This window comes from Microvirga sp. P4_A5, from assembly GCF_056402495.1.
This window is the reverse complement of sequence record NZ_JBFUHH010000002.1, coordinates 61,491-77,328: the sequence shown is the minus strand read 5'-3', so window position 1 is coordinate 77,328 and position 15,838 is coordinate 61,491. Positions and strand designations below refer to the sequence as shown.

Below are 15,838 nucleotides of genomic sequence, written 5' to 3'. Positions count from 1 at the left end.
CAGAACTAAATGCCGGAAAGCGTTCAGAACTTGTCGGACGGCACCATGCTCCAGGCGATTGAGATCGATGACATTTTCCGGGATCAGGCCCTTTCGGTCAAACCCGCCGGGGGATGGGGCCTCACCCTTCCCGGAAGCGATAGCCGACGCCGTAGAGGGTCTCGATCATTTCGAAACTGTCGTCAACGGATTTGAACTTCTTGCGCAGCCGCTTGATGTGGCTGTCGATGGTACGGTCGTCCACGTAGACCTGATCGTCATAGGCCGCGTCCATGAGGGCGTTGCGGCTCTTGACCACGCCGGGCCGCGTCGCCAGGGCCTGCAGGATCAGGAATTCGGTCACGGTGAGGGTGACCGGCTCGCCCTTCCACGTGCAGGCATGGCGCTCCGGGTCCATCTTCAACTGCCCGCGCTCCAGCGCCTTGGCGTCGGCTTCCCGGGTCTGGATCTGGTCGCGCGGCGCGAACCGACGCAGGACCGCCTTCACGCGCTCGACGAGGAGGCGCTGCGAAAACGGCTTCCGGATGAAATCGTCGGCACCCATCTTGAGGCCGAACAATTCGTCGATCTCCTCGTCCTTCGAGGTCAGGAAGATCACCGGCAGATCGGATTTCTGTCGCAGGCGGCGCAGCAATTCCATGCCGTCCATGCGCGGCATCTTGATGTCGAAGATGGCGAGATCCGGCGGGGCATGCTTGAGCCCGTCCAGGGCCGAGGCCCCGTCCGTGTAGGTCTGGATCCGGTAGCCCTCGGCTTCGAGCGCGATGGAAACCGACGTCAGGATGTTGCGATCGTCGTCGACGAGAGCGATCGTTGGCATGAGCACTTCCTTGCTGCTGAACGCGGATGGCCACTCGAAACCCGTGGCTCCTGTAACGCAGAAAGCCCCAAAACGTGCCGAACTGCGCCTTTCTCATGGCATAAGTAAGGTTCCCCTTGCCTGTCTGCCAGTGGCCGACATCATAGGAACCCCTTCGCAACGGGAGATGAACGAACGGATCGGAGGCAATTGTGAGAATAGAACGAAATGGAATGGCCGGTTGACGAGCGAGCCCCATCTCTGAAAGAAAAGCGCGCGCTGGACGAGTGCCTCGTCCGGAAGACCATATCGAGCCTATCTGGCAATGCCCGGGCCGCCCAGCGCCTGGCGATCAGGAGAAGTCCCAGTGGACACTATCGGCGTCTTCAACAGCGCGCAGGGCGCTGAGGTCATCGGCCTTCGTAACCTCAAGAAAGTCTATTGGAACCTGGAGGCGCCGGCCCTCTACGAGCAATCTCTCCAGCGTGGCGAAACCCAGTTGGTGAAGGGAGGCGCGCTGCTGGCGGAGACCGGCGTGCATACCGGGCGCTCGCCGAAAGACAAGTTCGTCGTGCGGGACGAGACCACCGAGAATGCGGTCTGGTGGGAGAATAACGGCTCCATCACGCCGGCGCAGTTCGACACCCTGCTGGAGGATTTTCTGAAGCATGCCGAGGGCAGGGAATTGTTCGCCCAGGATCTTCAGGGCGGTGCCGACCCGTCCTATCGGGTCCGCACCCGGGTCTTCACCGAATATGCCTGGCACTCCCTGTTCATCCGCAACCTCCTGATCCGTCCCGAGCGCGGCGAACTCAAGAACTTCGCGCCTGAACTCACCATCATCGACCTGCCGTCCTTCAGGGCCGATCCGGCCCGTCACGGCTGCCGCTCCGAGACCGTGATCGCCTGCGATTTCACCCGCAAGATCGTGCTGATCGGCGGAACGTCCTATGCGGGCGAGATGAAGAAATCGGTCTTCACCTATCTCAATTTCGCGCTGCCTCCGCAGAATGTCATGCCGATGCATTGCTCGGCCAATGTGGGCCATGGCGGCGATGTGGCGGTGTTCTTCGGCCTGTCGGGGACCGGCAAGACGACCCTGTCGGCCGATCCCGACCGCATTCTCCTCGGCGACGACGAGCACGGCTGGGGTCCCTACGGCGTGTTCAATTTCGAGGGTGGCTGCTACGCCAAGACCATCCGCCTGTCGCGGGAGGCGGAGCCCGAAATCTTCGCCACCACGGAGCGTTTCGGCACGGTTCTGGAGAACGTCGCCATCGACCCGATCACCCGTGAACCGGATTTCGACAGCGCGGCCAAGACCGAGAATACGCGCTGCGCCTATCCGCTCGATTTCATCCCCAATGCGAGCATCACCGGACGCGCGGGAATTCCGAAGAACATCGTCATGCTCACATGCGATGCCTTCGGCGTCCTGCCGCCCATCGCCAAGCTGACGCCCGCCGAGGCGATGTATCACTTTCTGTCCGGCTACACCGCGAAGGTCGCCGGCACCGAGAAGGGCGTGAAGGATCCCGAGGCGACGTTCTCGACCTGCTTCGGCGCGCCCTTCATGCCCCGCCACCCGTCCGCCTACGGCAACCTTCTGCGCGACCTCATCGCCAAGCACCACGTGGATTGCTGGCTGGTGAATACGGGCTGGACCGGTGGCCAATACGGCACTGGCCGGCGCATGCCGATCCGGGTCACCCGCCGCCTGTTGACGGCCGCTCTCGACGGCTCGCTGTCGCGCGCGGATTTCCGTCGCGATCCGTATTTCGGCTTCGCGGTGCCGACTTCGGTACCCGGCGTCGAACCGCACATCCTCTATCCGGTGAAAACCTGGCAGGACAAGGCGGCTTTCGCGCGGTCGGCCAAGCGGCTGGTCGAGATGTTCAACGAGAACTTCAAGCGCTTCGAGGACCATGTGGACGCGGATGTGCGCGCCGCCGCGCCGCAATCGTCGCTCGCGGCCTGATCGCGGTCGCTTCCCCTCCTCGCGTCCATCGGTTAGAAGGCGGCCATGAGCCGCCTTCTCGTATTCTGCGTCGCCTTTTTCATTGCCCTCCGACCCGCCGCCGCCGAAGTGTGCGACAAGGTTTTGGGTGCCGGGTTCGACCGGTTGATGAATGCGCCGCTCTGGTACGCGGTCGGTGACCGGTTCCTATCGCCCGTCACCCTCGTCCTCGTCGCGCTTGCCCTGCTCACCGCGACCAGGATGCCGCGATTGCGCGGCATGGCGCTGATCGCCGCGCTCGTCACGGCAATTCAGGCGGTGAGCGCCATCGGCGCGAACGTGTTCCCCGACGACCTCCTGCTCGCCGCGCGAAGCGAGGGCTGCGGCGGTTCCTTTCTGGCGACCGCCATCGTGTCGTCGGCCCTGGCCCTGATGCTCGGGACGGCCTTCGTCGTCGCGCCCGACCGCGCGCGCCATTCCTGATGGACATTCTCGTCATCGGAGCCGGAGTCGTGGGTCTTGCGGCTGCGCGCGAACTGGCGCTGCGAGGCCATTCGGTGGTCGTCTGCGAATCCACGGGCGGGATCGGAAACGGCGTGTCGTCTCGCAACAGCGAGGTCATCCATGCGGGGATGTACTATCCGGCAGGCTCCTTACGCGCGCGCCACTGCGTCGCCGGACGGCGGATGCTCTATGCGTTCTGCGACAGTCACGGCGTTCCGCACCGGCGCTGCGGCAAGCTGATCGTCGCCACCGATGCGCTCGAACAGGCCAAGATCGAAGGCATCTACGAGCAGGGCCTCGAAAATGGCGTCGAGGGACTGACCCTTCTCACCGGCGCGCAGGCGCGTGCCCTCGAGCCCCAACTCGCCTGCGGGGGAGCCGTGCTCTCGGAACAGACCGGAATCGTCGACAGCCATGCGTTGATGCTGGCGCTGCGGGGCGATCTCGAATCGGCCGGCGGCATGATCGCGTTTCACGCACCCGTCGAACGTCTCGCGCCGAAGGCGTCGGGCTGGGAGGCCCATGTGGGCGGCCTCGACCCCATGACGCTTTCGGTCGACGCGGTCGTCAACGCGGCGGGCCTCGGCGCGCAGGCTTTGGGTCGCGCGACCGAAAGCTATCCGGCGGAGCGCGTGCCGCGTCTCGTTCTGGCAAAGGGAAATTATTTTTCCTGTCGCGGCAGGAAAGCGTTCTCGCGGCTGATCTATCCGTCGCCAGTGGAAGGCGGATTGGGGGTCCATGTCACCCTCGATCTCTCGGGCCGCATGCGCTTCGGCCCGGACGTGGAATGGATCGACCGGGAGACCTACGAGGTCGATCCTCAGCGGGCCGACATCTTCTATGCATTCATCCGGCGCTATTGGCCGGGCCTTCCCGACGGCGCACTGATTCCCGACTACGCCGGCATCCGGCCCAAGCTCACCGGTCCGGGCGAAAAAGCCGCGGACTTCCTCATCGAGGGGCCTGCCGAGCACGGGCTGGCGGGCCTCGTTCAGATGTTCGGAATCGAAAGCCCAGGCCTGACCTCCTGCCTGTCCCTGGCGCTGGAGGTGGCCGCTCGCCTCGACGCGTGAGCGACCTCTACCGTGCGCTCTCGGGATCGAACGCCAGACTGGGGCGTTGACAAGACGGGTGGGACGCACTCGGTGACGGCGACCTCGATATCTGGTCAAAACGCCTCCGGAAGCGCATGATGCACATGGGAGGTGTTGCCATGGCGAAATTCACCACGATGCCCGAGGATATGGATCTGGATCTCCCCCATATCCGGCACATCCGAACGTCCGATCTCTCCGACGCCCTTCGCAAAGGGGTGGACGACTTCAGGGCGATGCCGACGCACGCATTCTTCGTGGCGCTGATCTATCCGGTTCTCGGTGTGCTGCTGGCCGCCATGGTCTTCGGCAACAACGTTCTGCCGCTTCTGTTTCCCATCACGGCCGGTTTTGCGATACTCGGCCCGGTCGCGGCCGTGGGCCTTTATGAAATGAGCCGGCGACGCGAGCAGGGGGAGGACATCACCTGGAGCGCGGCCTCGCGGGTCATGCGCTCGCCGTCCTTCGGCTCCATCATCATGCTGGGTCTGCTGCTTCTGGGGATCTTCCTCGTCTGGCTGGCGGTCGCGCAGGCGCTCTATCAATCGATCTTTGGCTCCTACATGCCCGCGACCTTCGGGGGATTCGTGCGCGAGGTCCTGACGACCCCGCAGGGCTGGACGCTGATCATCATCGGCAACGCCATCGGCTTCGTGTTCAGTCTCGTGGTGCTCGCCATCAGCGTGTTCTCGTTCCCCATGCTGGTGGATCGCCATGTGAGCGCGGCCGTGGCCATCCAGACCTCGATCCGGGCCGTGGGCACCAACCCGGGCCCGATGATCGCGTGGGGGTTCATCGTCGCGGCACTCCTCGCCGTCGGCTTCATCCCGTTCTTCTTCGGGCTTGCGGTGACCCTGCCGATTCTCGGCCACGCCACCTGGCACCTCTACCGGAGGGTCGTGGGTCCCTGAGGCGCGCATTTTGGTCTTGCGGCGATGCTGGGCCTCGCCTACCGGTGAGGCTCATCCGTTGAGGGCAATCGCATGAGCTACGAGACCATCATCGTCGAAACGCGGGGCAAGGTCGGCCTGATCACCCTGAACCGGCCGCAGGCCCTGAACGCCCTCAATTCCACGCTCCTGACCGAGGTCAATCGGGCGCTCGACGATTTCGATGCCGACCGCAATGTCGGCTGCATCGTGGTGACCGGCTCCGAAAAGGCCTTCGCGGCCGGCGCGGACATCAAGGAGATGTCGGAGCTGTCCTACCCGGACACCTATGTGGAGGATTTCTTCGTCGGCTGGGACCGGGTCGCGAGCCGCCGCAAGCCGCTGATCGCCGCGGTCGCGGGCTTCGCGCTCGGGGGCGGCTGCGAATTCGCCATGATGTGCGATTTCATCATCGCGGCCGATACGGCGAAATTCGGCCAGCCCGAAATCAAGCTCGGCGTCATGCCGGGCATGGGCGGGACGCAGCGCCTCACCCGGTTGATCGGCCGCGCCAAGGCGATGGATATGTGCCTTACCGGCCGGATGATGGGGGCCGAGGAGGCTGAGCGTTCGGGCCTGGTGGCGCGGGTGGTCCCCGCCTCCGACCTGCTGGCGGAGGCCGTCAAGACCGCCGACGCCATCGCGTCCATGTCGCGGCCCGCCGTGATGATGACGAAGGAAAACGTCCACCGGGCCGACGAGACTTCGCTGGCCGAGGGCGTGCGGTTCGAGCGCCGGATGTTCCATTCCCTGTTCGGCACCCATGACCAGCGCGAAGGCATGAAGGCTTTCGTCGAGAAGCGCGCCCCGGTCTTCAAGAACTCCTGACCCTCACGATGGGCGATATCGGTCTGGATATGATGGCGGCACTGGCCGCCATCTCGTTGCTGGCGGGCTTCGTCGATTCCATCGCGGGCGGCGGCGGACTCCTGACGGTACCTGCCCTCATGCTGGCGGGCCTCGACCCCGCGCAGGCGATTGCCACCAACAAGGTGCAGGGCTCCTTCGCGGCGGCTTCCGCCACCTGGACATTCGGGCACAAGGGCCTGATCCGGTGGAAAGAGGCCTGGCGGTTCGCCCTCGTGGCCTTCCTGAGCGGCACCGCCGGCGCGCTCTGCGTCCAATTCCTGCCGCGACCGGTGCTCGAGGCGCTGATTCCCATCCTTCTCATCCTGATCGCGGTCTATTTCGCGCTCTCCCGCAAGGTACAGGATGCGGATGCGACCGCCCGCATGACCTCCCTCACATTCGGCCTGACCGTGCCGGTTGCGATCGGCTTCTACGATGGCATCTTCGGCCCGGGCGCGGGCTCCTTCTACATGCTGGCCTTCGTCATGCTGCTCGGATACGGAGTGGTGCGCGCCACGGCCCACACGAAACTCCTCAATCTGGCGAGCAATCTCGGCAGCCTGCTGCTCTATTCGGCGACCGGGGCCGTGGTCTGGCCTCTGGGGCTCGTCATGGCCGGAGCCTCCCTCATCGGGGCGCAGATCGGATCGCGCGTCGCCATGCGCTTCGGGGTCCGGATCATCCGTCCGCTGCTCGTGGCCGTCTCCGGGCTGATGGCGCTGCGCCTCCTTCTCGACCCCGCCAATCCGTGGCGGCAAGGGCTCGCGGCGCTTTTTTGAAAGCGAGAGAGCCGGCGGCGTTGACGTTCGGCGCGCCGTTGTCTATAAGCCGCTCCACATGAGCCCGCTCACGAAGCGGGTTTTTACGGTTTCCATGCAATCACCCGACCGCTGCCAGGGCTGAAGAGAGCCCGGTTTTGCGCATCGGATTTTAAAGACGAGGACAGGCCCATGGCCAACACCGTGTCGGCCAAGAAAATGACCCGCAAGATCGCGAAGCGCACCGCGTTCAACAAGTCGCGCCGCAGCCGTGTCCGGACCTTCGTCCGCAAGGTTGAGGAAGCACTCGCCTCGGGCAACAAGACGGACGCCGCAGCAGCGCTGCGCGCCGCCGAGCCGGAGATGATGCGCGCGGCCCAGAAGGGCATTCTTCACAAGAACACCGCGTCGCGGAAGGTCTCGCGCCTGGCGAGCCGCGTAAAGGCTCTCGGAGCCTGATCATCATCGCCCCCGGGCGACCCTGAGACGACCCTTCAAACCCGGCTTTTCAGCCGGGTTTTTTCATGGCCGGGGCACCATTCCGTGTCTTTCGTCTTATCCACATTGCCCATTGACTCAGAGGTCGCTTCAAGGGGTGCTTTTTGGCAAAGCCGAGATCAAAACGCGCAGGAAAGGGCGAATATATTCAAGTGCTTAGCAGGCAAAGGTTCGCGAGGCATCCGAATCTCCCCTGCGTCGCCCCCGAATCGCCTTTGATTCAACGTTGCCCGAAAACCTTTTTTGCAGGCTCCCGACAGCCCCTTCTCCGAACACTGAATCAGTTGGGAAGTCAGGACTTTATCGGGGTGAGGGAAAACCTGTGGACGGGCCTGTGGGCATCGAGGAGGCCCGTCCCGGCCGCCAGCCGAGCGGGAGCGTGTTGCACCCCCCCGACCCCCTGTGTAAGGTCACCTCACTTCAGCGGTCCGCCGCGAAGTCATCCAATCAAGTGTCAGGGTATTGTGCCCAGTTGCGGGGATAGAGCGTTGTTTCATGTGAGTACGAGGCAAGAAAACGCTCCGGCATCTCGTAACGGCTTCTCTTGATAACACTTGAGCGGTTGTAAGCCGGGCGTTCGCATCCGATCATCTGGTCAGAATAGTAAACGATAATCTTTGGTTGAATTATCTCGTCAGGCGTTGAACAGCTTGGCGTGGGGCAGCTTTTTTGTGTGTTCACAACAAGTCGGGGCGTAAGGACCATCGCGTTTTGCCATGGCCCTTAGGGGAGGGATTTTGATGTTTCGGAGCGAGGATCACCGTGCCTACGCGGCGGCGAGCGAGAGCGGCGTTGCGGGTGCGGCAGACCAGGGCGCAGCGGAGACCTGGGCGCGTGTAAAGCGCCGGCTGCGGGCAGAGCTAGGCGAGGATATTTTCTCGAGCTGGTTCGGGCGCCTGGAACTGGAATCGGTGGTCGATCGCTGCGCCTATCTCACGGTCCCGACCCGCTTTCTGAAAAGCTGGATCGAGTCCCACTACACAGACCGCGTGCTCGCCCTTTATCGCGCCGAGGCGACCCATCTGGAACGCGTCGTCATCGCGGTCCGCAGCGGCGTCGGCCGCGACCCGTCGGCCCTCCGTCGGCCCACGGAGGTTCCCCGCCTCGGCGGCGGCGCCCCGGTGCTGTCGGGCGTGCCGACTTCGGCCGAAGCCAAGCCCCTGTCCGCGGCTCTTCCCGACGAGCGCAGTGACGGCAACGAGCTCGGCGGCGCGCCGCTCGATACCCGCCTCACCTTCGACAGCTTCATCGTCGGCCGCTCGAACGCGCTGGCCCATGCGGCCGCCGACCGGGTGGCCCACCACCAGAACGGGCAGGCGATCTACAACCCGCTCTTCCTTCACGCGGGCGTCGGCCTCGGCAAGACCCATCTGCTCCACGCCATCGGTCACCAGGTCCGCGCCCAGGGGCGGCGGGTGATCTACCTGACGGCGGACAGGTTCATGTACGGGTTCGTCGCCTCCCTGAAAGCCCAGACCTCCCTGGCGTTCAAGGAGCGGCTGCGCGGCATCGACTTGCTGATCCTCGACGACGTCCAGTTCATCCAGGGCAAGCAGATCCAGCAGGAGTTCGGCCACACCCTCAACGCCCTCATCGATGCGGGCCGCCAGATCGTGGTGGCGGCGGACCGTCCGCCGGCGGATCTCGAAGCGCTCGACGAGCGGGTCCGATCCCGCCTGGCCGGTGGCCTGGTGGTGGAAGTCGGGGGGCTCGACGAGGCCTTGCGGGCGTCCATCCTGACGACGCGCATCGAGGCCCTCAAATGCGTTCACCCCACCTTCGACGTGGGGGCGAGCGTAGTGGCCTATGTCGCCCGCGCCATCACTGCGAACGGGCGCGATCTCGAGGGTGCGGTCAACCGGCTGCTCGCCCATGCGACGCTCACCGGCTCGCCCATCACCCTCGAGACCGCCGAGACCGCCATCCGCGACCTGGTGCGCAACCGGGAGCCGAAACGGGTCAAGATCGAGGATATCCAGAAACTGGTGGCCTCCCGCTACAACGTCTCGCGCTCGGACATCCTGTCGGAACGGCGCACCGCCGCCGTGGTGAGGCCCCGGCAGATCGCCATGTATCTGTCGAAGGTCCTTACCCTTAGGTCGCTGCCGGAGATCGGCCGGCGGTTCGGCGGTCGCGACCACACCACCGTTCTTCACGCCGTGCGCAAGATCGAAAAGGCTCTGGGAGAAGACAACACCCTCAGCGACGAGGTCGAATTGCTCAAGCGCATGCTGCAGGAATAGGGGAGGGTCGCCCGGCCCCCTCGATGGCTTGTTGAGGATCCGGCCCCATGGCCTTGCTTTTGCGGCCAACCTTCGCCACTCTTGCCCCCCGCTTGACCTTTCGGCCGCCACGGGCTGCGGACGTTTCCGGTCTGAGCCAAGAATTCCAACGAAAACGGGTGTTGGACTATGAGAGTTACTGTTGAGCGAGCCGCTCTGTTGAAGGCGCTTGGGCATGTGCACCGCGTCGTCGAGCGCCGCAATACCATTCCGATCCTGTCGAATGTTCTCCTGCGCGGCGAGGACGGGACCCTGCGCCTCAAGGCGACCGACCTCGATATCGAGGTGACGGAGACCGTTCCAGCCGATATCAGCGAACCCGGTTCGACCACCGTTCCGGCCTACATGATCTACGATATCGTGCGGAAACTGCCGGATGGCGCGCAGGTTTCGCTCGAAATGACCGGCGATTCCGCACAGATGCAGATCCGCTCGGGCCGTTCGCGGTTCATGCTGCAGGCCCTGCCCGAAAGCGATTTTCCGGATCTCGCGGCGGGCGATCTTCCCCATCGGTTCACCCTGTCGGCGACCGACCTGAAGCGCCTGATCGAGAAGACCCAGTTCGCGATCTCCACCGAGGAGACGCGCTACTACCTCAACGGCATTTATCTCCACACCATCGATGTCTCCGGCACCACGATGCTGCGCGCGGTGGCCACAGACGGGCATCGGCTGGCCCGTGTGGAGCTTCCCGCGCCGACGGGCTCGGACGGCATGCCGGGCGTCATCATCCCCCGCAAGGCGGTGGCGGAAATCGTCAAGTTGGTGGAAGACGGCAGTGAATCCGTCATCGTCGAGCTCTCGTCCGCCAAGGTCCGCCTGACCTTCGACGGCGTCATCCTGACCTCGAAGCTCATCGACGGCACCTTCCCGGATTATCAGCGGGTCATTCCGGTCGGCAACGACAAGATGCTGACGGTGGAGCGAAGCGACTTTGCCAAGGCAGTGGACCGCGTGTCGACGATTTCGTCGGAACGCGGCCGCGCCGTGAAGCTGGCGCTGGCGGACGGGCGTCTGACACTCACTGTCACCAATCCGGATTCGGGCAGCGCGACCGAGGAGATCGAGGTCGATTACGATGCGGCCCCGATCGACATCGGATTCAACGCTCGCTACCTCCTTGACATCACGGCCCAGCTCGACGGCGACACGGCCCTGTTCAAGCTCGCAGATCCCGGCTCGCCCACCATCGTGCAGGATCGCGAGGGCGCCTCAGCCCTGTATGTGCTGATGCCGATGCGCGTTTAGGCGCACGCCTCCAGCCTGAAGCATTGTCGCGGCTCGTATTTTCGAATGTGGCGAGCCGCCTGCGCGTCGCCGCCCTTCGGACGCTTGATCTTTCGGGTTCGCTCATCGAAAGAGGGGGCCTGTCATGTTCACAACCGCGCCGCGCCCGGCCCTCATCACGCGCCTGATCCTCCAGGATTTCCGCACCTATGGGGAACTGGATCTCGCCGTGGGCCGTCAGCTTGTGGCTCTCGTCGGCGAGAACGGGGCGGGCAAGACCAATTTGCTGGAAGCGCTGTCGCTCTTCATGCCGGGCCGCGGCCTGCGACGGGCCGATATCGCCGACATGGCGCGTCACGGGGGAGCAGGCGGGTTTGCGATTTCGCTGACCCTCGATACGGCGTATGGCGAACACCGTCTGGGGACGGGTCTCGAACGGGCCGATCCTGAGGCGCGAACGACCCGGATCTGCCGGGTCGACGGTGCCGGCGTCCCGTCGCCCTCGGCCTTCGCCGAATATCTGCGCATCGTCTGGCTGACGCCCGATCTCGATGCGCTGTTTCGCGGGCCCGCGGGCGACCGTCGGCGCTTTCTCGACCGTCTTGTGCTGGCGGTGGATTCCGAACATGGCGCGCGCGTCAATGCGCTCGAACGGGCCCTGCGCTCGCGCAACCGTCTGCTCGAGGAAAATCCCGATAATCGCCTTTGGCTCGATGCCATCGAGCGCGAGGTGGCGGAGCTTGCCATCGCGGTCGCGTCCGCGCGGCGCGAGACGGTTCAGCGCCTAGGGGCGCTCATCCTGTCCACGCGAAACGACCAATCGCCGTTTCCGTTCGCGACCCTGAGCCTCGAGGGCGATATCGATGCGCTGGTGGCAACGCTTGCCGCGGTCGATGCGGAAGATCGCTACCGGGCGATCCTGCGCGACAACCGTTTCCGCGACAGGGCTGCCGGCCGCACCCTGGTGGGGCCGCAGGCGACCGACATGCTGGTGCGCCACGGGCCGAAGGATATCGCGGCCAATCTCGCCTCCACGGGGGAGCAGAAGGCCTTGCTGATAGGGCTGGTGTTGGCCCACGCGCAGCTCGTGGGAAGCATGACCGGGCTCGCACCCTTCATTCTGCTCGACGAGGTCGCGGCCCATCTCGACCCGCGCCGCCGCGCCGGCCTGTTCGACACGCTGGAGACGCTGGGCGGCCAGGTCTGGATGACCGGAGCCGATCCAGGGCTTTTCGCCGATCTCGCCGGGCGGGCCGATCTCCTCCATGTCAGCCCCGGCCGCGTGCGTCGGGATGAGGCGTAATCCGCTCGTATCCGCCCTTGCGCGGGGGAGCCGGCCCACCTACGAAGCTCCCATGAAGATGTCCAATATTCCCTTCGGCACGACGGATTGGGCGGTTGTCGAAGAGACGCGCCATTCCGGCGATACGGGGCATGCGCTCTGGCGCACCCGGCAATTCGGCGATATCCGAGTCCGGATGGTGGAATATTCCCCCGGCTATGTGGCCGATCACTGGTGCAGCAAGGGGCACATCCTGTTCGTTCTCGAAGGCGAGTTGGTGACCGAACTCGAGGATGGACGGGTTTTCGTGCTGGGCGCCGGGCAGAGCTATCAGGTGGCCGATGAGGCAGAGCCGCATCGATCGCGGACGGAACGGGGCGCAAAGCTCTTCATCGTCGATTAGCCGCCTCCGCCTCCCATTCGACCCGATCCTCATGTAAGAATTCCGCCAGGAGGACGATCATGGACATCGCCGGCCTCATCGTGTTTTCGACCGCGCTTTTCATCGCCGCCGCGTCCCCTGGTCCGGGGATCGCCGCGATCGTCGCGCGGGTTCTCGGGCGGGGCACGTCGGGCGCGGTGGCGTTCACGGCGGGGGTCGCGATCGGCGACGTGGTCTGGCTTGCTTTCGCGGTGGTGGGGCTCGCGGCCCTGGCCCACGCGTTCCAGAATATCTTCCTCGTCATCAAATGGCTCGGCATAGCGTATCTGCTCTACCTTGCGTGGAAGCTCTGGAGCGCTCCCGTGGTCGTGCGGGATGTCGAAGCCAACAGAGTCTACGAGCATCCAGCGAGGCTCTTCCTGGGCGGGCTGGCCGTGACCATGGGGAACCCGAAGGTCATGGTGTTTTACCTCGCCTTGCTGCCGACCTTCGTGGACCTGAGCCGGGTCACATGGCTGGGCTTCGCCGAACTGGCGGGCGCGGCGCTGTCGGTCCTGGCTCTGGTGTTCGGCGCCTATATCCTGCTGGCGCTTCGGGCCCGGCGGCTCTTTACCAGCGCGAAGGCGATCCGGGCGCTCAATCGGGGCACCGGCGGGGTCATGGCCGGCGCCGCGGCGGCGGCCCGATAAGCCGCAGTTTTCCCGCCCATTTCACGCGCGCGTACACGCGTGGGGATGAAATTTCAACAAACTGTGACTAAATAGTTGATCTCACGAATCAAAGACCGAGAGCGCATGGGTTCCCCCGCGCTCCACAAGGACTCTCAATGGCCGAACCTGCTGCACACATGAACGTCGATGCCTATGGGGCTGATTCCATCAAGGTCCTCAAGGGCCTCGATGCGGTCCGCAAGCGTCCCGGCATGTATATCGGTGACACGGATGACGGTTCGGGCCTCCACCACATGGTCTACGAGGTGGTGGACAACGCCATCGACGAGGCGCTCGCGGGTCACGCCACCAAGGTCACGGTCACGCTGAACGCCGACGGGTCGGTCACGGTGACCGATAACGGTCGCGGCATTCCGGTGGACATCCACACCGGAGAGGGCATCTCGGCCGCCGAGGTCATCATGACCCAGCTCCATGCGGGCGGGAAATTCGACCAGAATTCCTACAAGGTCTCGGGCGGCCTGCATGGCGTCGGCGTCTCGGTGGTCAACGCCCTGTCGAGCCGGCTCCAGCTCCGCATTTTCCGTAACGGCAAGGAACACGCCATGGAATTCCGCCATGGCGAGGCCGTGGCGCCCCTCGCGGTGGTGGGCGATGCCCAGGGCCGGCAGGGCACGGAAGTCACCTTTTTGGCCTCGACCGATACGTTCACGATGGTCGAGTACGATTACGACACCCTGGAGCATCGGCTGCGGGAACTCGCGTTCCTGAATTCGGGCGTGCGCATCATCCTGTCGGATAACCGCCATGCCGAACGCAAGAGCGAAGAGCTCATGTACGAGGGCGGAATCGAGGCCTTCGTGCGCTACATCGACCGCGCCAAAACCCCTTTGATCCACGAGCCGGTGGTCATCCGCGCCGAGCGCGACGGGATTGGCGTGGAGGTGGCGCTGTGGTGGAACAATTCCTACCACGAGACGGTACTATGTTTCACCAACAACATTCCGCAGCGGGATGGCGGCGCGCATCTGGCGGGCTTTCGCGCCTCGCTGACGCGCCAGGTCAATGGCTACGCCGAATCCTCCGGCCTCACCAAGCGCGAGAAGGTCTCGCTCACGGGCGACGATTGCCGCGAAGGCCTGACGGCGGTGGTGTCGGTGAAGGTGCCGGACCCGAAATTCTCCTCGCAGACCAAGGACAAGCTCGTCTCCTCGGAGGTCCGACCCGCGGTCGAGAACGTCGTCAACGAGGCGCTCAACAACTGGCTTGAGGAGCACCCCGCAGAGGCCCGCACCGTCGTCGGCAAGGTGGTGGAAGCGGCGGCCGCCCGCGAAGCCGCCCGCAAGGCGCGCGAGCTGACCCGCCGCAAGGGCGCTCTCGACATCGCTTCGCTCCCCGGCAAGCTCGCCGATTGTCAGGAGCGCGATCCGTCGAAATGCGAAATTCTGCTCGTCGAGGGCGATTCGGCCGGCGGCTCGGCCAAGCAGGGCCGCGACCGCGCCTTCCAGGCGGTTCTGCCCCTTCGCGGCAAGATCCTCAACGTCGAGCGTGCGCGGTTCGACAAGATGCTCGGCAGCCAGGAAATCGGGACGCTGATCACGGCGTTGGGCACGGGTATCGGACGCGAGGAATTCAACCCCGACAAGCTGCGCTACCACCGCATCATCATCATGACCGACGCGGACGTGGACGGGTCGCACATTCGCACGCTGCTGCTGACGTTCTTCTTCCGCCAGATGCCGGAGCTGATCGAGCGCGGCCACCTCTATATCGCCCAGCCGCCGCTCTACAAGGCGACGCGCGGCAAGCAGGCGCTCTACCTTAAGGACGAGCGGGCGCTGGAAGACTTCCTGATCGATGCCGGCATCGACAATGCGTTGCTGCGCCTCGAATCGGGGCTGGAATTCCAGGGCGAGCAGCTCAAGGGATTGATCGAGGAGGCGCGCCTGATCCGGCAGGTCCTGTCGAGCCTTCATACGCGCTACGATCGACGCGCGGTCGAGCAGGCGGCGATCGCCGGCGCGTTGCGCCCGGACGTCGTCGAAGATCCCGAGCGCGGTCCGGCTGCCGCAACCTACATCGCGCAGCGCCTCGACCTGATCTCCGAGGAGCTCGAGCGCGGCTGGGTCGGCGAGGTGCGCGAGGGCGGCTATGCATTTTCACGCACGGTGCGTGGCGTGAAGCAGGTGTCGGTACTGGACCAGTCGCTGGTGGCAAGCCAGGAGGCCAAGAAGCTCGACGAGCGTTCGAAGTCCCTGCAGGACGTCTATGCCAAACCGGCGGCTCTCGTCCGCAAGGGCGATGAAATGCAGATCGACGGGCCGCTGACGCTCTTCACCTCGGTGCTCGCCGCCGGACGCAAGGGGCTCCAGCTCCAGCGCTACAAGGGCCTTGGCGAGATGACCGCCCAGCAGCTTTGGGAAACCACCCTCGACCGCGAGGTGCGCTCGCTGCTGCAGGTGAAGGTCAAGGACGTGACCGATGCGGACGATCTGTTCGTAAAACTGATGGGGGACGTGGTGGAGCCGCGCCGCGAATTCATCCAGGAGAACGCGCTGAGCGTGGCCAATCTCGACGTCTGATCCGAGCCGTTGGCCGGCAACCCG

General features: G+C 64.7%; 14 protein-coding genes. 13 read left to right on the top strand and 1 reads right to left on the bottom strand.

Features of this window, described 5'->3' with window-relative positions; translation table 11 throughout:
* Window positions 1-121: 121 nt before the first annotated feature.
* A complete protein-coding gene (locus AC1DVM_RS01715) occupies window positions 122-820 on the bottom strand; it encodes a response regulator transcription factor (protein ID WP_477251485.1) in 699 nt (232 codons plus the stop codon).
* 346 nt (window positions 821-1,166) lie between these two features.
* Here AC1DVM_RS01715 and AC1DVM_RS01710 point away from each other — a divergent pair, with 346 nt between their 5' ends.
* The 13 genes from AC1DVM_RS01710 (at window position 1,167) to gyrB (ending at window position 15,814) form a co-directional block, all read left to right on the top strand.
* Window positions 1,167-2,777, top strand: coding sequence for a phosphoenolpyruvate carboxykinase (locus tag AC1DVM_RS01710; RefSeq protein ID WP_477251483.1), 1,611 nt, complete (start codon window positions 1,167-1,169; stop codon window positions 2,775-2,777).
* Window positions 2,778-2,822: 45 nt separating this feature from the next.
* Window positions 2,823-3,239, top strand: a complete 417-nt coding sequence (locus AC1DVM_RS01705) for a hypothetical protein (RefSeq protein ID WP_477251481.1) — start codon at window positions 2,823-2,825, stop codon at window positions 3,237-3,239.
* A complete protein-coding gene (locus AC1DVM_RS01700) occupies window positions 3,239-4,333 on the top strand; it encodes an NAD(P)/FAD-dependent oxidoreductase (RefSeq protein WP_477251479.1) in 1,095 nt (364 codons plus the stop codon). Before AC1DVM_RS01705 ends, AC1DVM_RS01700 begins: the two co-directional genes overlap by 1 nt.
* A gap of 140 nt (window positions 4,334-4,473) precedes the next feature.
* Complete coding sequence (locus AC1DVM_RS01695) at window positions 4,474-5,265, top strand: DUF2189 domain-containing protein (RefSeq protein ID WP_477251477.1); 792 nt, start codon at window positions 4,474-4,476, stop codon at window positions 5,263-5,265.
* A gap of 72 nt (window positions 5,266-5,337) precedes the next feature.
* Complete coding sequence (locus AC1DVM_RS01690) at window positions 5,338-6,111, top strand: enoyl-CoA hydratase (RefSeq protein WP_477251475.1); 774 nt, start codon at window positions 5,338-5,340, stop codon at window positions 6,109-6,111.
* An 8-nt stretch (window positions 6,112-6,119) separates the two neighbouring features.
* Window positions 6,120-6,911, top strand: a complete 792-nt coding sequence (locus tag AC1DVM_RS01685) for a TSUP family transporter (RefSeq protein ID WP_477251473.1) — start codon at window positions 6,120-6,122, stop codon at window positions 6,909-6,911.
* A 171-nt stretch (window positions 6,912-7,082) separates the two neighbouring features.
* On the top strand, window positions 7,083-7,349 hold the full coding sequence (gene rpsT, locus AC1DVM_RS01680; protein ID WP_477251471.1) for a 30S ribosomal protein S20: 267 nt from the start codon (window positions 7,083-7,085) through the stop codon (window positions 7,347-7,349).
* 779 nt (window positions 7,350-8,128) lie between these two features.
* The gene (gene dnaA / locus AC1DVM_RS01675; RefSeq protein ID WP_477251469.1) at window positions 8,129-9,631 is read left to right on the top strand and encodes a chromosomal replication initiator protein DnaA; all 1,503 of its coding nucleotides are present in this window, start codon (window positions 8,129-8,131) and stop codon (window positions 9,629-9,631) included.
* Between the two features lie 168 nt (window positions 9,632-9,799).
* On the top strand, window positions 9,800-10,918 hold the full coding sequence (gene dnaN, locus AC1DVM_RS01670; RefSeq protein WP_477251467.1) for a DNA polymerase III subunit beta: 1,119 nt from the start codon (window positions 9,800-9,802) through the stop codon (window positions 10,916-10,918).
* Window positions 10,919-11,042: 124 nt separating this feature from the next.
* Complete coding sequence (gene recF, locus AC1DVM_RS01665) at window positions 11,043-12,200, top strand: DNA replication/repair protein RecF (RefSeq protein WP_477251465.1); 1,158 nt, start codon at window positions 11,043-11,045, stop codon at window positions 12,198-12,200.
* Between the two features lie 52 nt (window positions 12,201-12,252).
* Window positions 12,253-12,582 carry a DHCW motif cupin fold protein gene (locus AC1DVM_RS01660; RefSeq protein ID WP_477251463.1) on the top strand — a complete coding sequence of 110 codons (330 nt, stop codon included), beginning with the start codon at window positions 12,253-12,255 and terminating at the stop codon, window positions 12,580-12,582.
* Window positions 12,583-12,641: 59 nt separating this feature from the next.
* The gene (locus AC1DVM_RS01655) at window positions 12,642-13,250 is read left to right on the top strand and encodes a LysE family translocator (RefSeq protein ID WP_477251461.1); all 609 of its coding nucleotides are present in this window, start codon (window positions 12,642-12,644) and stop codon (window positions 13,248-13,250) included.
* 137 nt (window positions 13,251-13,387) lie between these two features.
* Window positions 13,388-15,814 carry a DNA topoisomerase (ATP-hydrolyzing) subunit B gene (gyrB, locus tag AC1DVM_RS01650; RefSeq protein ID WP_477251460.1) on the top strand — a complete coding sequence of 809 codons (2,427 nt, stop codon included), beginning with the start codon at window positions 13,388-13,390 and terminating at the stop codon, window positions 15,812-15,814.
* Window positions 15,815-15,838 lie beyond the last annotated feature (24 nt).